Source organism: Bacillus sp. NPDC094077 (assembly GCF_050279465.1).
Taxonomy (GTDB): domain Bacteria; phylum Bacillota; class Bacilli; order Bacillales; family Bacillaceae_G; genus Bacillus_A.
Genome location: NZ_JBNNUF010000020.1, coordinates 15,167 through 30,335, shown reverse-complemented (window position 1 = coordinate 30,335; position 15,169 = coordinate 15,167). Strand labels below are relative to the sequence as shown.

12 protein-coding genes and 3 pseudogenes are annotated in these 15,169 nt (G+C 35.7%); 8 read left to right on the top strand and 7 right to left on the bottom strand.

The window, feature by feature from the left end; genetic code table 11:
- The first annotated feature begins 85 nt into the window (after nucleotides 1-85).
- Complete coding sequence (locus ACQKNR_RS26325; protein ID WP_427321989.1) at nucleotides 86-1,150, top strand: ABC transporter permease; 1,065 nt, start codon at nucleotides 86-88, stop codon at nucleotides 1,148-1,150.
- The gene (locus tag ACQKNR_RS26320; protein WP_016512575.1) at nucleotides 1,150-1,821 is read left to right on the top strand and encodes an ABC transporter ATP-binding protein; all 672 of its coding nucleotides are present in this window, start codon (nucleotides 1,150-1,152) and stop codon (nucleotides 1,819-1,821) included. The genes ACQKNR_RS26325 and ACQKNR_RS26320 overlap by 1 nt, the downstream gene beginning before the upstream one ends.
- A gap of 64 nt (nucleotides 1,822-1,885) precedes the next feature.
- Here ACQKNR_RS26320 and ACQKNR_RS26315 read toward each other — a convergent pair whose 3' ends face one another.
- Entirely contained in the window at nucleotides 1,886-2,923 is a 1,038-nt protein-coding gene (locus ACQKNR_RS26315; protein ID WP_427321987.1) for an LPXTG cell wall anchor domain-containing protein, read from the bottom strand.
- Between the two features lie 332 nt (nucleotides 2,924-3,255).
- Nucleotides 3,256-3,819, bottom strand: a complete 564-nt coding sequence (locus ACQKNR_RS26310) for an ATP-binding protein (RefSeq protein ID WP_427321985.1) — start codon at nucleotides 3,817-3,819, stop codon at nucleotides 3,256-3,258.
- A 215-nt stretch (nucleotides 3,820-4,034) separates the two neighbouring features.
- Between ACQKNR_RS26310 and ACQKNR_RS26305 the strand changes: the two genes are divergently transcribed.
- Nucleotides 4,035-4,955, top strand: a complete 921-nt coding sequence (locus tag ACQKNR_RS26305) for a class I SAM-dependent methyltransferase (RefSeq protein WP_427321983.1) — start codon at nucleotides 4,035-4,037, stop codon at nucleotides 4,953-4,955.
- A 151-nt stretch (nucleotides 4,956-5,106) separates the two neighbouring features.
- Here ACQKNR_RS26305 and ACQKNR_RS26300 read toward each other — a convergent pair whose 3' ends face one another.
- On the bottom strand, nucleotides 5,107-5,646 hold the full coding sequence (locus ACQKNR_RS26300) for a hypothetical protein (RefSeq protein WP_427321981.1): 540 nt from the start codon (nucleotides 5,644-5,646) through the stop codon (nucleotides 5,107-5,109).
- Between the two features lie 192 nt (nucleotides 5,647-5,838).
- Here ACQKNR_RS26300 and ACQKNR_RS26295 point away from each other — a divergent pair.
- The 3 genes and pseudogenes from ACQKNR_RS26295 to ACQKNR_RS26285 form a co-directional block, all read left to right on the top strand.
- Nucleotides 5,839-6,006: pseudogene (locus tag ACQKNR_RS26295) on the top strand (aminopeptidase); the annotation flags it as partial.
- 21 nt (nucleotides 6,007-6,027) lie between these two features.
- Nucleotides 6,028-6,330 (top strand): annotated as a pseudogene (locus tag ACQKNR_RS26290) (DUF4073 domain-containing protein); the annotation flags it as partial.
- A gap of 234 nt (nucleotides 6,331-6,564) precedes the next feature.
- Nucleotides 6,565-7,560 carry a D-cysteine desulfhydrase gene (locus tag ACQKNR_RS26285; protein ID WP_427321979.1) on the top strand — a complete coding sequence of 332 codons (996 nt, stop codon included), beginning with the start codon at nucleotides 6,565-6,567 and terminating at the stop codon, nucleotides 7,558-7,560.
- 401 nt (nucleotides 7,561-7,961) lie between these two features.
- Here ACQKNR_RS26285 and ACQKNR_RS26280 read toward each other — a convergent pair.
- Together ACQKNR_RS26280 and ACQKNR_RS26275 are read right to left on the bottom strand one after the other, a co-directional pair.
- Nucleotides 7,962-8,602, bottom strand: a pseudogene (locus ACQKNR_RS26280) (hypothetical protein).
- 423 nt (nucleotides 8,603-9,025) lie between these two features.
- A complete protein-coding gene (locus tag ACQKNR_RS26275; RefSeq protein ID WP_427321977.1) occupies nucleotides 9,026-9,385 on the bottom strand; it encodes a septum formation initiator family protein in 360 nt (119 codons plus the stop codon).
- A gap of 588 nt (nucleotides 9,386-9,973) precedes the next feature.
- Between ACQKNR_RS26275 and ACQKNR_RS26270 the strand changes: the two genes are divergently transcribed.
- Nucleotides 9,974-11,452 (top strand): DHA2 family efflux MFS transporter permease subunit, encoded by a 1,479-nt coding sequence (locus ACQKNR_RS26270; RefSeq protein WP_427321975.1) that lies wholly within the window; start codon nucleotides 9,974-9,976, stop codon nucleotides 11,450-11,452.
- 418 nt (nucleotides 11,453-11,870) lie between these two features.
- Here ACQKNR_RS26270 and ACQKNR_RS26265 read toward each other — a convergent pair whose 3' ends face one another.
- Both ACQKNR_RS26265 and ACQKNR_RS26260 read right to left on the bottom strand, forming a co-directional pair.
- Nucleotides 11,871-12,194, bottom strand: coding sequence for a hypothetical protein (locus ACQKNR_RS26265; protein ID WP_427321973.1), 324 nt, complete (start codon nucleotides 12,192-12,194; stop codon nucleotides 11,871-11,873).
- Nucleotides 12,195-12,350: 156 nt separating this feature from the next.
- The gene (locus ACQKNR_RS26260; protein ID WP_427321971.1) at nucleotides 12,351-12,743 is read right to left on the bottom strand and encodes a VOC family protein; all 393 of its coding nucleotides are present in this window, start codon (nucleotides 12,741-12,743) and stop codon (nucleotides 12,351-12,353) included.
- Between the two features lie 111 nt (nucleotides 12,744-12,854).
- Between ACQKNR_RS26260 and ACQKNR_RS26255 the strand changes: the two genes are divergently transcribed.
- Entirely contained in the window at nucleotides 12,855-15,164 is a 2,310-nt protein-coding gene (locus ACQKNR_RS26255) for an AAA domain-containing protein (protein ID WP_427321969.1), read from the top strand.
- Nucleotides 15,165-15,169 lie beyond the last annotated feature (5 nt).

Below are 15,169 nucleotides of genomic sequence, written 5' to 3'. Positions count from 1 at the left end.
TTCCTCTGTAATCTTCTGTTCATATTCCGTTCATATTTCTTTTTTATTATAAGTGCATAGAAAGAAAGAGGAAGGAGCGAGCGAAATGTTTTTAGCTCTGCGTGAATTAAAACAATCAAAATTAAGATACGGATTAATCGGACTTATTATGGTGTTATTATCATTTTTAGTCCTTGTAATTTCAGGATTAGCAAATGGGTTGTCGTATGATAATGCATCGTCAATTCAAAATATGGATGCGAATAAGTTTGTATTAGCAGATGATGCGGAAAATAAATTACTTCGTTCACAAATTAAGAAAGAAGATGTAGATAACGTAGTAAATCAAGCAGGCGAGAAAGAGGCAGTTCCGTTTCGCGTGAAAGTTTCAACTTATGAAAAGAAAGATAGCTCGAAAAAAGTTGATGTCGCTATTTTCTCAAGTGAACGTGATTCATTTTTAGAACCGAAAATTGTAAAAGGTGAGAAATTAGGTACAGCAAATAACGAAATGGTTGCTGACGAATCAATTAAAGAAAAAGGAGTCGATATTGGGGATACAATTATCGATCCTGTTTCAAAGAAAGAATTTAAAATCGTTGGATTTACGAAAGATCAAATGTTTAGCCATACACCAGTCGTGTATGTAAATGAAGATGTATGGGGCGCTATCTCACAACCAAACCAAAAAGATTATAGTGCAATTGCACTTAATACAGATAAAGAAGTGAAAAATGCACACGTAATTGATAAAAAAGAAGTACTGCAAAGTATTCCAGGATTTAAAGAAGAGCAAGGAACATTAACGATGATCATTGCGTTCTTACTTGTTATCGCTGCGTTACTAATTGGGGTATTCTTCTACGTAATTACGTTGCAAAAAACACAGCAATTAGGTGTACTAAAAGCAATCGGTACGAAAAATTCTTATTTAGCAAATAGCTTAGTCGTGCAGGCGTTATTCTTATCAGTTGTTGCGATGGTAATCAGTATTGTTCTTGTACAAGGATTGGAACAAATCTTACCAGCGGGTATGCCGTTCTTATTAACAACACCGATGATTGCACAATATGCAGCAATCTTTATCGTAATTAGTATTTTAGGAACACTTATTTCGTTATACCAAGTATTAAAAGTTGATGCATTAGAAGCAATTGGAGGCGGGATGTAATGACTTCATTATTAAAATTAGACAAAGTAAGTAAAGTGTACGGAGAAGGGAATACTGAAGTAACAGCCCTTCATCCGATGTCGCTTGATGTGAAAGCTGGAGAGTTTATCGGAATTGTTGGTCCTTCTGGATCAGGAAAAAGTACATTATTATCAATCGCGGGTGCATTACTATCACCTTCAAAAGGGGATATTTACATTCGTGAGCAAAATATTACGAAGTTATCAGAAAAGGAAATGACAGACATTCGTTTGAAAAAAATCGGCTTCATTTTCCAATTCGCAAATCTTGTTCCGTACTTAAATGTAAAAGAACAATTGCTTTACATTGCAAAGCTAAAAAAAGAAAACAAACAAGAATCTGAAAAACGTGCGGATCATTTATTAGCAGCATTTGGATTAGGGGAAAGAAAAAATCATTATCCAAATCAACTATCAGGTGGGGAAAAACAAAGGGTAGCAATCGCTCGTGCGTTCATGAACAATCCAGATTTAATATTAGCTGATGAACCGACTGCAAGCTTAGACTCAAAACGCGCACGTGAAGTCGTGGAAATGATGAAACGTGAAGTGAAAGAAAGCCAAAAAGCAGCCATTATGATTACACATGATGAAAGAATGCTTGATGTATGTGATCGTATATTGACGCTTCGAGATGGACAGTTAATATAAAGATAAAAGGACAACAACGCATATAGGCGTTGTTGTCCTTTTTATAAAAATATTTATAATGGCGTTATTTTGAGAAGAACGTTTTAATTTTATTTCGTGTTACTAATAAAAGTCCACCTAGAATAGATAACATTCCTAAAGCTATATTACTTGATTGCTCACTACCAGCGTTAGGAAGTTCTCTCGTTTTATTGTTTGTAGTACTAGTATTCGCTTGCGCTTGTTTAGATTGCGATATTTCATTAATCTTGTTATCTACATTTTGCTTCGTTGTATGTAACTCAGCTAATTTGTCTTCAATTTTTTTCTCAGTATGTTTAAAGTCGTTTATTTTAATATCTAAGTCTTGTTTTTTCTGTGTTAAATCGTCTGAAACAGTTTGTTTCGATTGCTTAATTTCATTTAATTTATTTTCTAAGTCTTGTCTAGCCTTTTGTAACTCAGCTAGTTTATTTTTTACATCTTGTTTAGCTAGTTCTAAGTTAGAGGAAAGACTATCTAAATTTTGTTTAATTTTTTTTAGTTCTTCTAACGAGTTACTAACATTCGGCTTTTGTTCTTTTAGCTCAGCCAGTTTGTCCTCAGCAGTTTGTTTCGCTTTCTTTAACTCGGCTAATTTTTCATCTACCTGTTTTTTTACTTCCTTAAGTTCATTAACCTCATTAACCTTTGTATCGATATTTTGTTTATGCTCTTTCATTTCAGCAACTTTGTCATCTACTTGTTTTTTATGCTCTTTAATCTCAGCAATTTTCTCATCGACGATTTGTTTGTCTTGCTGAAGTTTTGCATCTAACTCTTGTTTATGTTGTTTAATTTCGCCGATTTTGTCCTCAGCAACTTGTTTATGCTGCTTAATTTCGTTTACTTTTTCATCAGCATTTTTCTTAACTTGGTTAAGTTCATTTAACGTTTGATCCACATTTTCTTTATGCTGCTGTAGTTTCGCATCTAACTCTTGTTTATGTTGCTTAATTTCAGCTAATCGATCTCCAGTACTTTGCTGAGTAGTAGCATCATTTACTTCCGCATGAGCCGGGTTCGCGCCAGCAATCATTGCTAAAGCTAGTGTAGACGTAGCGATTGTTTGTTTTGTCTTCATATTTTTGTACCTCTTTTCTTTTATCCCGCTATTTGCGGGCAGTAAGACTCCCACCTCAAAATCTGGCGAATGCGAGGGAGTTAGGTGGGAGATCAACTGTCCGTAAACGCCCGATTGGTTCAACTAATAATCAGTGGGGGATGAACAAAACCCCCACTGATTAAAGTTTCACTTTATATGCATGAGCTGTTTTGTGTAGAGTTGAGCATATAGAAGTAGATTATTTTATTATTATATACCATGTGCGGTGCCTAGTGGAAGTATTTGCATAATAATCTATGGTTAGGTAATTTTTAAAATCACTTATTTTCCTCATAGAGTAGGGGAGTTGATCAGTCTTTTGTTATATGAATGATTTCCTTTATAACAGAATCTGTTTCCGTATTATCTCGAATAACAAACAAATAATCAGCTTCATTTTCTATAGGATCCATTACATCTTCATGTAGTGATTCAGCCTGTTGGCGATTGAATACTTCTTCGAAACTGGAGTAGTTACCTCGAAATATATTTGTACTTCGCTTACTACGTGCCACTCTTTCATAAAGAACATCATCTGGAATGTCAAAATGGACTAATATACGTACATATTTATGTTGTGGAAACACTTCATTTAGTAAATATAATCTTCCGTTTTTGCTGCGATTGGAATTACAAATAATAAGGTGTAAAGTTGTATGCTCTTTTGCATAATCAACAGTGAATTTAGAAAGTCCGTGCTTTAATATATTTGGTCCTTCTGTCAGTTGTAATTTTTCATAATGCGTGTTAATAAATTCAGCTTGGTTGTCTTGATCCATAATAAAAGAGTTAGGTAACGCTCTTTCTAGTGCTCTAGCGAATGTAGTTTTTCCGCTGTGGGTTTTTCCTATTGTAATAATGACTAATCTTTTCATGACTGCCTCCGTTAATATCGTTATAAACAGGAATTTTCTGTGCAGGGGGAAATCTTCCTGCTAGAAATTACACAAATTGTTAGAGTGATGACGAGCTGAAAACTTGACAAAAAAACTTATTTATGCTATAATTTACCAATATAAAAATAAAGTGTATAATAGGGTTCTCCTGGCCAGGGGAACCCTATTTTTGTTGTGAAAATGAAGGAGAGTGTATGTGCGTGAAACAAGGTGAAGCAAGTATAACGTCGTTAGTATCAGCTTTCGGCAGGGCGTATCATAGTGAATTTGATAGTCCTAAAATTTTTGATGATTATATCGCCAAAGAGTTCATTTCGCCAAAAGAACGTCATGATATTGAAATGAACATGATTCAGGGAATACATTTTTTCAATAAAGACATTGCAGAGCAGTTTCAAGATGATCCAAAAGAAATATTAAAATGGGTTACCCAAGTTCAGTTATCACCAACACCTTTAGCTCGTGCAGCATATTGTGAAAAAGTATTACTGCATGAAATTACACTAGGAGCAAAACAATACGTCATACTCGGTGCAGGCTTAGACACGTTCAGTTTTAGACACCGAGAATTAGAAAATAAAATAGAAATATTTGAAGTGGATCATCCTTCTACGCAACAGTTAAAGAAGGAAAGAATGAAAGAAGCTGAACTTGAAATTCCAAATAATCTTCATTTTGTTTCAATGGATTTTACGAAAGGATTTTCCTATGAACAGTTACGTAATGAAGGATTTGAAAATAAAAAGACTTTCTTTAGTCTTTTAGGTGTCACGTACTATTTAACGAAAGGAGAGCTTTCCAGTTTAATAGAATGTTTATTCGATTTGGTTCCAGCAGGAAGTTCTATCGTTTTCGATTACCCTGATGAAAACTTATTTACGGAAAAGGGACTGTCTAATCGAGTTGAAAATATGGTGAAAATGGCTGTTGTAGGCGGAGAACCGATGAAAGCATGTTTTTCTTATAGAGAAATGGAAGCAATGTTAGAGAAGTCGGGCTTACTCATTTATGAGCACCTATCAACAGAGGACATAAATAAATTATATTTTGAAGGACGAAACGATTATTTAGAAGCTTTTGAGACGGTGCATTATGTACATGCGGTGAAGAAGTAGGGAATTAGTGGGCATGGAGAGGAATCTCTGTGTCTTTTTTTCTAATGACGTAACCGAACTCAGGACTTTTCACGTTGGTCAAAAGTCCTGAGTTAGAAAGGGGGATTTAGAGTACTACTGTCAGAAGGAATCTTTTTTATGTGTTCTGTTACTAACGGCGGAGATGATTTACAGCATCTGCCGCATCTTTTGTCGCACGTATTTGCTTTTTCAAAAGAGTATTTTGTTCTTCTAACAAAGTATGCTGCACTTTACTCGTTTCAGTAACTTGCCAGATTGCTAAAGCTTCTTTTAAATCGTCTGCTGCTCCGCTTTCTAGCGCTACTATACATTTATCAATTTTTCTGACTGAAAAATACCTAATTGGAATCGGCACACTCTTTTGAAATTCTTGATCATATTCTTGAATCTGGGGGTCATATTTAGAAGCAGTAAATTTTCTAAATATGTGTATCATAGATGGCCACAAAGTAACAAATACAATTAAAAAAAACCACATAATAAACATACTACTTGTATCATTATAACTAAATAGTCCTCCTGGTAAGATCATTAATAATACGAATGCAATTAATATCCCAGGTATGCGGCTAGGACGTTTGTGTATCTTTTTCATGATGCTTTCATAAGAAGCTACATAATATCGTCCTTCTTTTAATCTTTGAACCCATTCTTCCTTTTGCATATACATAACGCCATCCTTTTTTTGTAAATTATATTACTACCTAATTATATAACTTAAAGAGAGTAATAAACAGAAAATTCAGTTCTAAATATTTTTTCGATCTGCAGGAAAAAGTATTTCATTAGTTCGTTTAGTAAATCTATCTCGTTGTAGAGTTTACTCTAGCTTTTAATCCATAGCATGCGAGATTCATTATAAGGTGCAGGAAATGGGAATAAATTAGCGATACATTGGGATTTATTAAATATTCAAAGGCCAGAGTATGGCGGTGGTGAAATTTGGTTTGATGATGTACCGATTAGAAAAATCAGGGATTTTGTTTTATCAGAGTTATTTGGATTAAATGAAGAGAACTTAAAAAGGTAGAGTATTTTGTTGTGGTTATGTAACGATGTTGTCGTAACGGCTTACGATTATAAACGTGATAAGGGCATTAAAAACTTATTAATTAGTCATTCAAAAGTTGCACAAATGGCACCAAATGTAACAGCTGACGACAGTAAAAACGTAATCGTCGGTGCAACGGAATATATGGAGTATTCTATAGAAGGAACGAATGAGTGGCATACGTATAATCCAGGAAACCCTCCAAAATTTGATGAGGACAAAATTGTATACGTTCGCCATAAAGGAGAAATGAATTTACAGCCGGGATTAACGCAATTGCTTCGTTTTTCGGTAAATACGTGATTGGAAGAGAGCCTACTTTTTAATGAGTGGGCTCCTTTTTTGTTGTCGTTTTTTTGTCGGTAAGTCGATATATTTGAAAAATAGCTGATATATTAAAAAAACGGCGATATAAATTTCATGTACCGAAACTAAATTACATTAACATTTTTAATTCGGAAAGATGACTTCATCATTTTTCCATGTAATAATAGAATGGTTACATTTACAGTGAAAGAGTATAAAGGAGCGTTATTAATGAATTTAGCTAAATTCCCTAGAAAAAAATATACAGAATCATATACACCAATTGAAAAGTTAAATAATTTTTCTGAAGCACTTGGTGGGCCAACTCTTTATTTTAAACGAGATGATTTACTTGGTTTAACAGCTGGTGGTAATAAGACGAGAAAGTTAGAATTTTTAGTTGCGGATGCACAGGCAAAAGGTGCGGATACGTTAATTACAGCTGGCGGAATTCAGTCTAACCATTGCCGTTTAACTCTTGCAGCTGCGGTAAAAGAAAAGATGAAATGTATTCTTGTGTTAGAAGAAGGGCTTGAGCCAGAAGAGAAGCCAGACTTTAACGGAAACTATTTCTTATATCACTTACTAGGTGCTGAGAACGTAATTGTTGTACCGAACGGAGCAGATCTTATGGAAGAGATGCATAAAGTAGCGAAAGAAGTAAGTGAAAAAGGTAATACACCATATGTAATACCAGTTGGTGGATCAAATCCTACTGGCGCAATGGGATACGTTGCTTGTGCACAAGAAATTATGGCGCAATCATTCGAGCAAGGAATTGATTTTAGCTCAGTTGTTTGCGTAAGTGGTAGCGGTGGTATGCACGCTGGTTTAATTACTGGATTTTCCGGAACGCAAAGTAAAATCCCTGTAATCGGAATTAACGTAAGTAGAGGAAAAGCTGAGCAGGAAGAGAAAGTAGCAAAACTTGTAGACGAAACTTCAGCTCACGTTGGTATTCCAAACTGTATTCCGCACGAAGCTGTTACGTGCTTTGATGAATATGTAGGGCCAGGTTACGCGTTACCAACGCCGGAAATGGTTGAGGCAGTTCAGTTACTTGCGAAAACAGAAGGTATTTTACTTGATCCAGTGTATACGGGTAAAGCAGTAGCGGGATTAATCGATTTAATTAGAAAAGGTAAATTTAATAAAGAAGATAACATTTTATTCGTACATTCAGGTGGTTCACCAGCTTTATATGCGAATACTTCTCTATTTGCGTAAGTATAAAAAGCATTGGGTATCCAATGCTTTTTTGTTATATGCTGGAATTGACAGGTGTGAGAGGAGGATTATATGAGTTCAAATTTAAAATGTATCGTATATATCATAATCAATTATCTCAAAACAAAAAAATTCTAGTCAGCCCTCAATTTCATCACAAAAACATGCGGGCATCTCAGTTTAGGTATATTTTTAACAAAAGCTTTCTTAATGAACAGATGTCAGATACAAGGTAATAGATGTTTTTTTACTTGAAAGACGAGGAAACGAACTTGGAGGGAGCATTGGAAGCATATAATAAATACATTGAGGGGTGCATGTTTGAGGAAATTAAATCAATGGGAAAGGGAATATTTAGTTGAAATGTCTGGGCTGCGGACCTATTTCCTAGACCTAATTCACTAAAAGAAGAACTTTCCCATACCGATTAGACTACTAATCATTCCGATTCCATTCATGGTGCTTTTTCCCACTGTAAGTAGGTTTCCAAGCATTCCCGGCTGGCCGTTACCGCCGTTATTCCCCCATCCCATTGGGGCCCACGGGCCACTCCATCCCATGGGATTTACCTGTCCTCCCCAGCCTGCAGGGTTTCCAAAAATGTCCCAGTTCACCTGTTGCTCATTGGTACTAAAACTAAAAGGATTGGCTGGCGGCGATTGCAAAGCGGCAGGATGTCCTTGCGCGAACATCCCCGTATGATTGACTGGTTGACCCCAAGGGAAGGGGTGTTTTTGGAAACTGAAGCCTGCATGGCCGGCTAATGGAGCCCAACTAGCAGGATGTCCTTGGGGCATCATCCCTGCATAATGGATTGGCTGGGCCCAAGGGGAGGGGGGGGTGGGGGATTGAAACCCGTATGATCGGCTGATGAATCCCAACCAACCGGATAGATTCTAAAACTCCAATCCTCAGGAATCCCAAAACCATTTATTCCTTCAGGTTTGGGTATTTGGAGCTGTGAATATAATGGCGGTATTGAAATTTGGTTATTATATAGCTGCCCGTTCCCCTTTGAATTCACATACCAATACTGGTGCATACGCTTATTCCCCTCACTTTAAAAATATAATGTTAGACTTAGCCTATGTAATATTCCTTTTTATGGATGGTTAAATAACTAGATCTACAAGCCCATATTTAAAAGAATGGGTGCGTGGTCTTGTTGATTTATTATCAAGAGCAGCAAAAAAATCCTAATTTCTCAATATAATGTTGAGAAATTAGGATTTTTAAAATTATCATTTCTTTAACGTTGTAAATTCGCATGTTCCAGATGTTACCCCAAAAAATTGGTTTTCTTGATTGAGATAGACACTAAATTTAAACCCCTTATGGATTAACATGAATTGTACCTCATTTTCTTTTGTGTTCTCTTTATTATACAAAAAAATAGCTTTTCGACGTCTACCAATATTCATCTTCCACACCTTTACATTTTAGGTGGAAGATGAATATTGAAAGGTTACTCGGCTATATGAAATATAGTTTCATCAGGTTTAGAAAATCCATATAATTTCCTTGCGAACTTTAAAATACCTTCTTCACTTTCTGTTAAAGTCTTACTATCATTTTCAAAAGAATGTCCAACATTCTTTAAATAAGATAATTTTTGTTTTTCATTATTAAGTGTAATTTGTTTTCCTTTAATCATTTGTTCTTGCTTATAAATGGAGATTTGAATGGAAATAACCATAGGTAGCATAAAAGCTAGCGCTAATAAAAGACGACGTCGTAGCTTTTTATTCGTTTGTAGGTGCTTATCAGGATTCATTTGTTTTTTAGGGATAGATTGTTGTGGTGGTATATTTGGGATGCTACTCATTTTGATGCCTCCATTACTAATTATAGAATTTAAATTGCTTAAAAGTATTATATATGCTAAATAGGTAATTTTGAACCTATTTAGGTAAAGAGAGGCTTTATGAAGTTCAAATAAAATCCTTATTTTAATTGACTCAGCCCTTTGAAGGGCACTCCAAGGGGCTGAGATTCGATAGTTTTTAAACTCTTGCTTAATTACATGAGAGCTCCCTTAGGAGTATCTATGACAGTTTGACACTTAACTGCTTATTTTAGAAACTATATATTAAAATTTGAATATCAATAAAAGAAACCCCGATTGTCTGCGGGGTTTCTAAGGGTAATCGTCAAGTAATGACGTACTCGACTAATTAACCATATCATGAATTTTTTGGTAATAATACTGGTAAATATGTCCAAATGGATAAGGTCATCGTTTTGAACAATAACGCTTTTTTTTTAATGTTATGTTTAGCAAATAGAATTGCTAAAAAGAGAATATCTATTTGAAGAGTTTGGCAAAATACTGTAAGAATAAAGCATTTTTGTACAGATACGTAAACAATCTAAACTAATCGATGAAGTTTATAATGGAGGAGCAAACAAATATATGAGTGAAACATTACATAAAAGAAAACCACCATATTTAATGCTTGTAATTCTTTTTATTGGGGCATTTGTTTCATTTCTAAATAACTCGCTTTTAAATGTAGCCTTGCCATCAATTATGAAAGATTTAAACATTAAAGATTATTCAACGATCCAGTGGCTTTCTACAGGCTATATGCTTGTTAGTGGTATATTAATTCCGGCATCAGCATTTTTAATAACCCGCTTCTCAAATAGGAGCTTATTTATTACATCCATGGTGATTTTTATTCTTGGTACTGCCTTAGCGGCTTTAGCGCCGAACTTTGGTTTATTACTTACCGGCCGGATGGTTCAAGCAGCTGGTTCCTCGGTCATGGGGCCTTTGTTAATGAATATTATGCTAGTAAGCTTCCCGAGAGAAAAACGGGGAACAGCAATGGGGATTTTTGGATTAGTTATGATTACAGCTCCAGCAATTGGACCAACACTATCAGGTTATATTGTAGAATATTATGACTGGCGTTTGCTTTTTGAGATGATTTTACCGTTAGCGATCATTAGCTTACTGTTAGGGATTTGGAAATCTGAGAATGTCATGAAACAAAACAAAAATGCAAAACTTGATTATCTCTCAGTACTATTATCTTCTATTGGTTTTGGTGGTTTGTTATATGGGTTCAGTTCTGCAAGCTCAAATGGTTGGACGGATAAAATTGTCTTAACAACCTTAATCATAGGCGCTATTACCCTAATTGCCTTCATTATCCGTCAATTAAAAATGAATGAGCCTTTATTAAATCTACGTGTTTACAAGTACCCAATGTTTGCACTTGCGTCTGTAATTGCAATTGTCAACGCGGTGGCCATGTTTTCGGGGATGATTCTAACACCAGCTTATGTACAAAACGTCCGCGGTATTTCACCGCTAAACTCAGGGCTAATGATGCTTCCGGGTGCGATAATAATGGGAGTTATGTCACCAATTACAGGTAAACTATTTGATAAATATGGCCCCCGGATTCTTGGTATAGTAGGACTTACCATTACAGCAGTTTCAACTTACATGTTGGCAAACCTGCAACTCGGCTCTAGTCACACACATATTATTCTTATTTACACGTTGCGTATGTTTGGGATGGCAATGGTGATGATGCCACTTATGACAAATGGCCTTAATCAATTGCCAACTCGCTTAAATCCGCACGGTACAGCTATTAATAATACTGCTCAACAAGTGTCCGGTTCGATTGGTACGGCTATTCTTGTTACGATTATGAATTCTGTGACAAAAACAAAAGCTGAAAGTTTAATGACTGATGTAGATCCAACAACCTTTACAGCAGCCACAAAGGCATTATTAACTCAGAAAGCTTTATTAGCTGGAATTCAATATTCATTTTATGTAGCGCTTGGCATGAATGTTATTGCACTACTATTAGTTTTTTTCGTTAAACGTGTAGATACAAGCGAGGAAGCTGTCGAGAAGTTAAATCGGTAGAGCAAAACAAAACTCTAGATAATGATTCCTACAAGTTCTTTTTGTTGATTAGTTAAACATGGATATTTTAGCCTAATTCATCTTCTTGAGTTGGCCTATTCGGATTTTGATGTGATCTGAATAGGCTCTTTTTTTATTATCTCCGGATGTTTTAAGGGAAAATCTGGATAATACCTAATAAACAATATATAATAAATGGGAGGGGATAAAAATGCTAGATCAAATTACTTGGGGAACGCCAGCCAGCTTATTATGCTTAGGATTCTTCTTTGCAGGGTTGGGAATCTTCTTAAAAAGTATTACGTCATATACGGAAAATAAATAAAAGCTTTAAAAAAACATAAAATTTCCGTTTAGGGGATACTTCAAAATATTAGCTTGATGGACCCCAGTAAGGAAAGAAATAGGGGAAAATACCCTATTTCTTTTTATTTCTATAGTAAATAAGAATAATTAAGTCATAGGTTACAACAATAATTAGAAGTAACAAGTGTATAAGTGCTTCAGTTTTCCCGTTTTGCAAAGATTTTATAAAGAAATCCCACTCTTTTTCATAGGGAGGATCTATCCAATTGCGTCGCAGTCCTAAATCAATTCCATTTAAGAAAAAGGCGATACTCAATATGATTCTTCCAACTAATACGGCTGCCACTTTTATACTCCAATTTTTTATCTTGATTAAGTAAAGGATTGGAATTAGTATAAGTACCCAAAAAACAAAAATATAGACCATATTCATCATTCTAGCCCCCTAACTTAATGCTTATTGCTAAAACTGAGTGGAGTTCTTCTTTCTTACATTTGATTCTAATTTTTGTTATTTAAGGAACTGGAATATAGGTTAAATTATTGATGGTTTGTATTTGTAATAAAAAAGAAGCCAGAATTCTGGCTCTTTTTATCTCTCCGTTTCAAAAAACTCAATCCACTCCCCGTCAGGGCCAGCGAAGAATATGTAACGTGTTCCATCTGGTAATGTTTCGATTTCTTCTCCTAGTAAAAAGGTTACTTCGTGCTTTCGTAGTCTTTCGATTTCAACTTCTAATGAATCCACTTTAAAGCAAATGTGATGCACTTTTCCTTCTGCCGGCAGGGAAGAGTTGTAGCCTTCAATTAGTTCAAGTATCGTTTCTTTTGATTCTTCCACACCTAAAAAAGCGAGTTTTAAGTCTGGGTTTGGATGGCCCATACGTTTAATGAGCTGTAAGCCAACAACTTTTTCATAAAATGAAATAGACGCTTCTAAATCTGCAACCATAAGTCCTACGTGTTCAATTCTCCTAACTGGCATGTGCAATTCTTCTTTCTGAAAATTATACATAAAATGATATTGAAAATTAAGAAAATAAGCAAGATAAAAACCTTACAAATTTTAGCTTGTTATATGGTATAGTGAGAAAGTATGTTTGGGGAGAAGGAAGGAGATTATTTTATGAATACAACGACTCAAACTCCTTCATTATCGGAAACGATGAAAGAGTGGCATTATGCATTAGCATATGAAATTAAACATTGGAAAACGATAGGTGGTAGTAAAATTTCTATCATGAATGGTCGTTTTTTATATACAGATTATGAAAGTACGGTATATGTCTTTCAGCTTATTTCGGAAGTAAGCATACCTGAAGGTTCACCAATTCGAATTGAGTTCGATGGTGAGGAAGCGACAGGGGAAGTATTATCTGTACATGGGCTAGAAATAGAACTGAAGTTAAATGATTATATACAAGGTGAAATACGAGAAGCAGTTTTATACAGTGAGCCGTGGCAACTACTAGAGCAGTTACAAGAGCGATTAAAAGAAGCTCGTAAAGATAAGCAAAGACGTCAAAGAATTAAACGCTTAGTAGATGGGACGAGTAGTCCGAAGCATATTGAGAAGATGAAAAATACGAAAAATGAATTGGCATATCGTTCATTTTATAATCCGACAACGTACGTGTGGGGACCGCCTGGAACAGGGAAGTCGTACAATTTATCACGCATTATTTCGGCGCATTATCAAAAAGGAAAATCGGTACTTGTGTTAGCTCATAGTAATGCGGCTGTAGACGTACTAATGAGTGAAGTAACGAAGCAAATTGAAAAGAAAAAGAAATGGACCCCTGGTGAAATTGTTCGTTACGGTTTTAGCCAGCATGAACATATACGAAATCATGAAACGTTACTTGCGTCGAAGTTAGTTGAAACGACGAACGGATCATGGGGTGAGGAAAGACTCTATTTAGAGGAAACACGCCAGGAGCTTCGTGAAAAGATTTTATCGTATAAAGCAACGTCTGCTGATAAGAAACGTATGCAAGAGATTGAAAGTGATCTTCGAAAACAACGAGCAAAAATTAAAGAAGTAGAAAAAGAATATATTGAAAATGCGAAAGTAATCGGTGCGACTTTATCGAAATGTGCCATTGATTCACTTATTTATGAGCGTACATTTGATTTAGTTGTCGTAGATGAAGTGAGTATGGCGTTCGTTCCGCAAATCGCCTTAGCTGCTTCTCTTGGGAAACGTATCGTCGTTTGTGGTGACTTTTTACAGTTGCCTCCGATCGCAATGGCGAACCATGAACTCGTTCGAAAATGGCTCGGTGAAGATATGTTTTACCATGCCGGGATTGTTGATTCTGTAAATAAATCAGAAGCACATCCCAACCTTTTTATGTTACAGGAACAAAGACGTATGCATGCGGATATATCGAAGTTTACAAATTCATTTATTTATAAAAATAGAGTATATGATCATCCATCTGTTTCAGAGCGTAAAGAACTTGCACAGCTACAACCATTCGCAAATGAGGCGAGTGTTTTATTTGATACGAGCCTAATGGGGGCATTTTCATTAAAGGATGCTGCTTCAGGATCTCGTTTTAATATTATGTCTGGTTTAGTAGCGATGCAAATGATTTTAATTGGACTGCTGGACGGTGTTCAATCTATCGGTGTAGTTACACCGTACCGAGCACAGTCCCGATTTTTATCAACGTGTATTCGAGAAATGTTGCAGAGAACGAAATATCAAAACATACCAGTTTTAGCGGCGACAGTTCATAAGTTTCAAGGTTCTGAAAGAGATATGATGATCTTTGATACGGTTGATAGTTATCCGCAAGAACGACCTGGCGTGTTATTCTTTGACCATAAAAACCATCGTCTCGTCAATGTAGCAGTGACAAGGGCAAGAGGGAAGTTCATTCAATTATCGGATTGCCACTACATGCGTAAAAACCTTTCGCGAAAACAAGCGTTATCACAATTAACAGCTCATATAGAACGTCACGGAGATATGTATGATCGTACGACGTCACGTCAATTGTGGGAGCGAAAGATTTCGAAACGATTACGCTGGTTTATGGAAATGAATCTTGAAGAGTCGAAAGGGCTACTAAAAGATATTTTAGCTGCAAAACGAAAAATTATCATTTCACTTCCAAGTACGAAGCAAGTAGATAAACGAGTATGGCAAGCGTTAATGCGTGCAAAGGCGCAAGTAACAGTTTATAGTGATGGACCAGTTCCGTTAAAGAATGTAAAGTTACAAAGGCAAAATAAAGCATTCCCGTTCCTATTAATTGATGATGAAATCTTTTGGGCAGGGGCACCCCTTACATCTCAAATGATGTTTGAAGGTAGTACGGAATTCCCGTATATATGTGCAAGGCTACAAGCGCCGGAAACAATTGGTGTGTTAAAAGGATTTTTGGATATTCGGTAAAATCG

Bases quoted from the DNA above. Each gene is read 5' to 3' on its own strand.
- ACQKNR_RS26305 (WP_427321983.1), top strand. From the start codon at position 4,035: ATGTGCGTGAAACAAGGTGAAGCAAGTATAACGTCGTTAGTATCAGCT.
- ACQKNR_RS26315 (WP_427321987.1), bottom strand. From the start codon at position 2,923: ATGAAGACAAAACAAACAATCGCTACGTCTACACTAGCTTTAGCAATG.
- ACQKNR_RS26260 (WP_427321971.1), bottom strand. From the start codon at position 12,743: ATGCCAGTTAGGAGAATTGAACACGTAGGACTTATGGTTGCAGATTTA.
- ACQKNR_RS26270 (WP_427321975.1), top strand. From the start codon at position 9,974: ATGAGTGAAACATTACATAAAAGAAAACCACCATATTTAATGCTTGTA.
- ACQKNR_RS26255 (WP_427321969.1), top strand. From the start codon at position 12,855: ATGTTTGGGGAGAAGGAAGGAGATTATTTTATGAATACAACGACTCAA.
- ACQKNR_RS26265 (WP_427321973.1), bottom strand. From the start codon at position 12,194: ATGATGAATATGGTCTATATTTTTGTTTTTTGGGTACTTATACTAATT.
- ACQKNR_RS26300 (WP_427321981.1), bottom strand. From the start codon at position 5,646: ATGTATATGCAAAAGGAAGAATGGGTTCAAAGATTAAAAGAAGGACGA.
- ACQKNR_RS26320 (WP_016512575.1), top strand. From the start codon at position 1,150: ATGACTTCATTATTAAAATTAGACAAAGTAAGTAAAGTGTACGGAGAA.
- ACQKNR_RS26285 (WP_427321979.1), top strand. From the start codon at position 6,565: ATGAATTTAGCTAAATTCCCTAGAAAAAAATATACAGAATCATATACA.
- ACQKNR_RS26325 (WP_427321989.1), top strand. From the start codon at position 86: ATGTTTTTAGCTCTGCGTGAATTAAAACAATCAAAATTAAGATACGGA.
- ACQKNR_RS26310 (WP_427321985.1), bottom strand. From the start codon at position 3,819: ATGAAAAGATTAGTCATTATTACAATAGGAAAAACCCACAGCGGAAAA.
- ACQKNR_RS26275 (WP_427321977.1), bottom strand. From the start codon at position 9,385: ATGAGTAGCATCCCAAATATACCACCACAACAATCTATCCCTAAAAAA.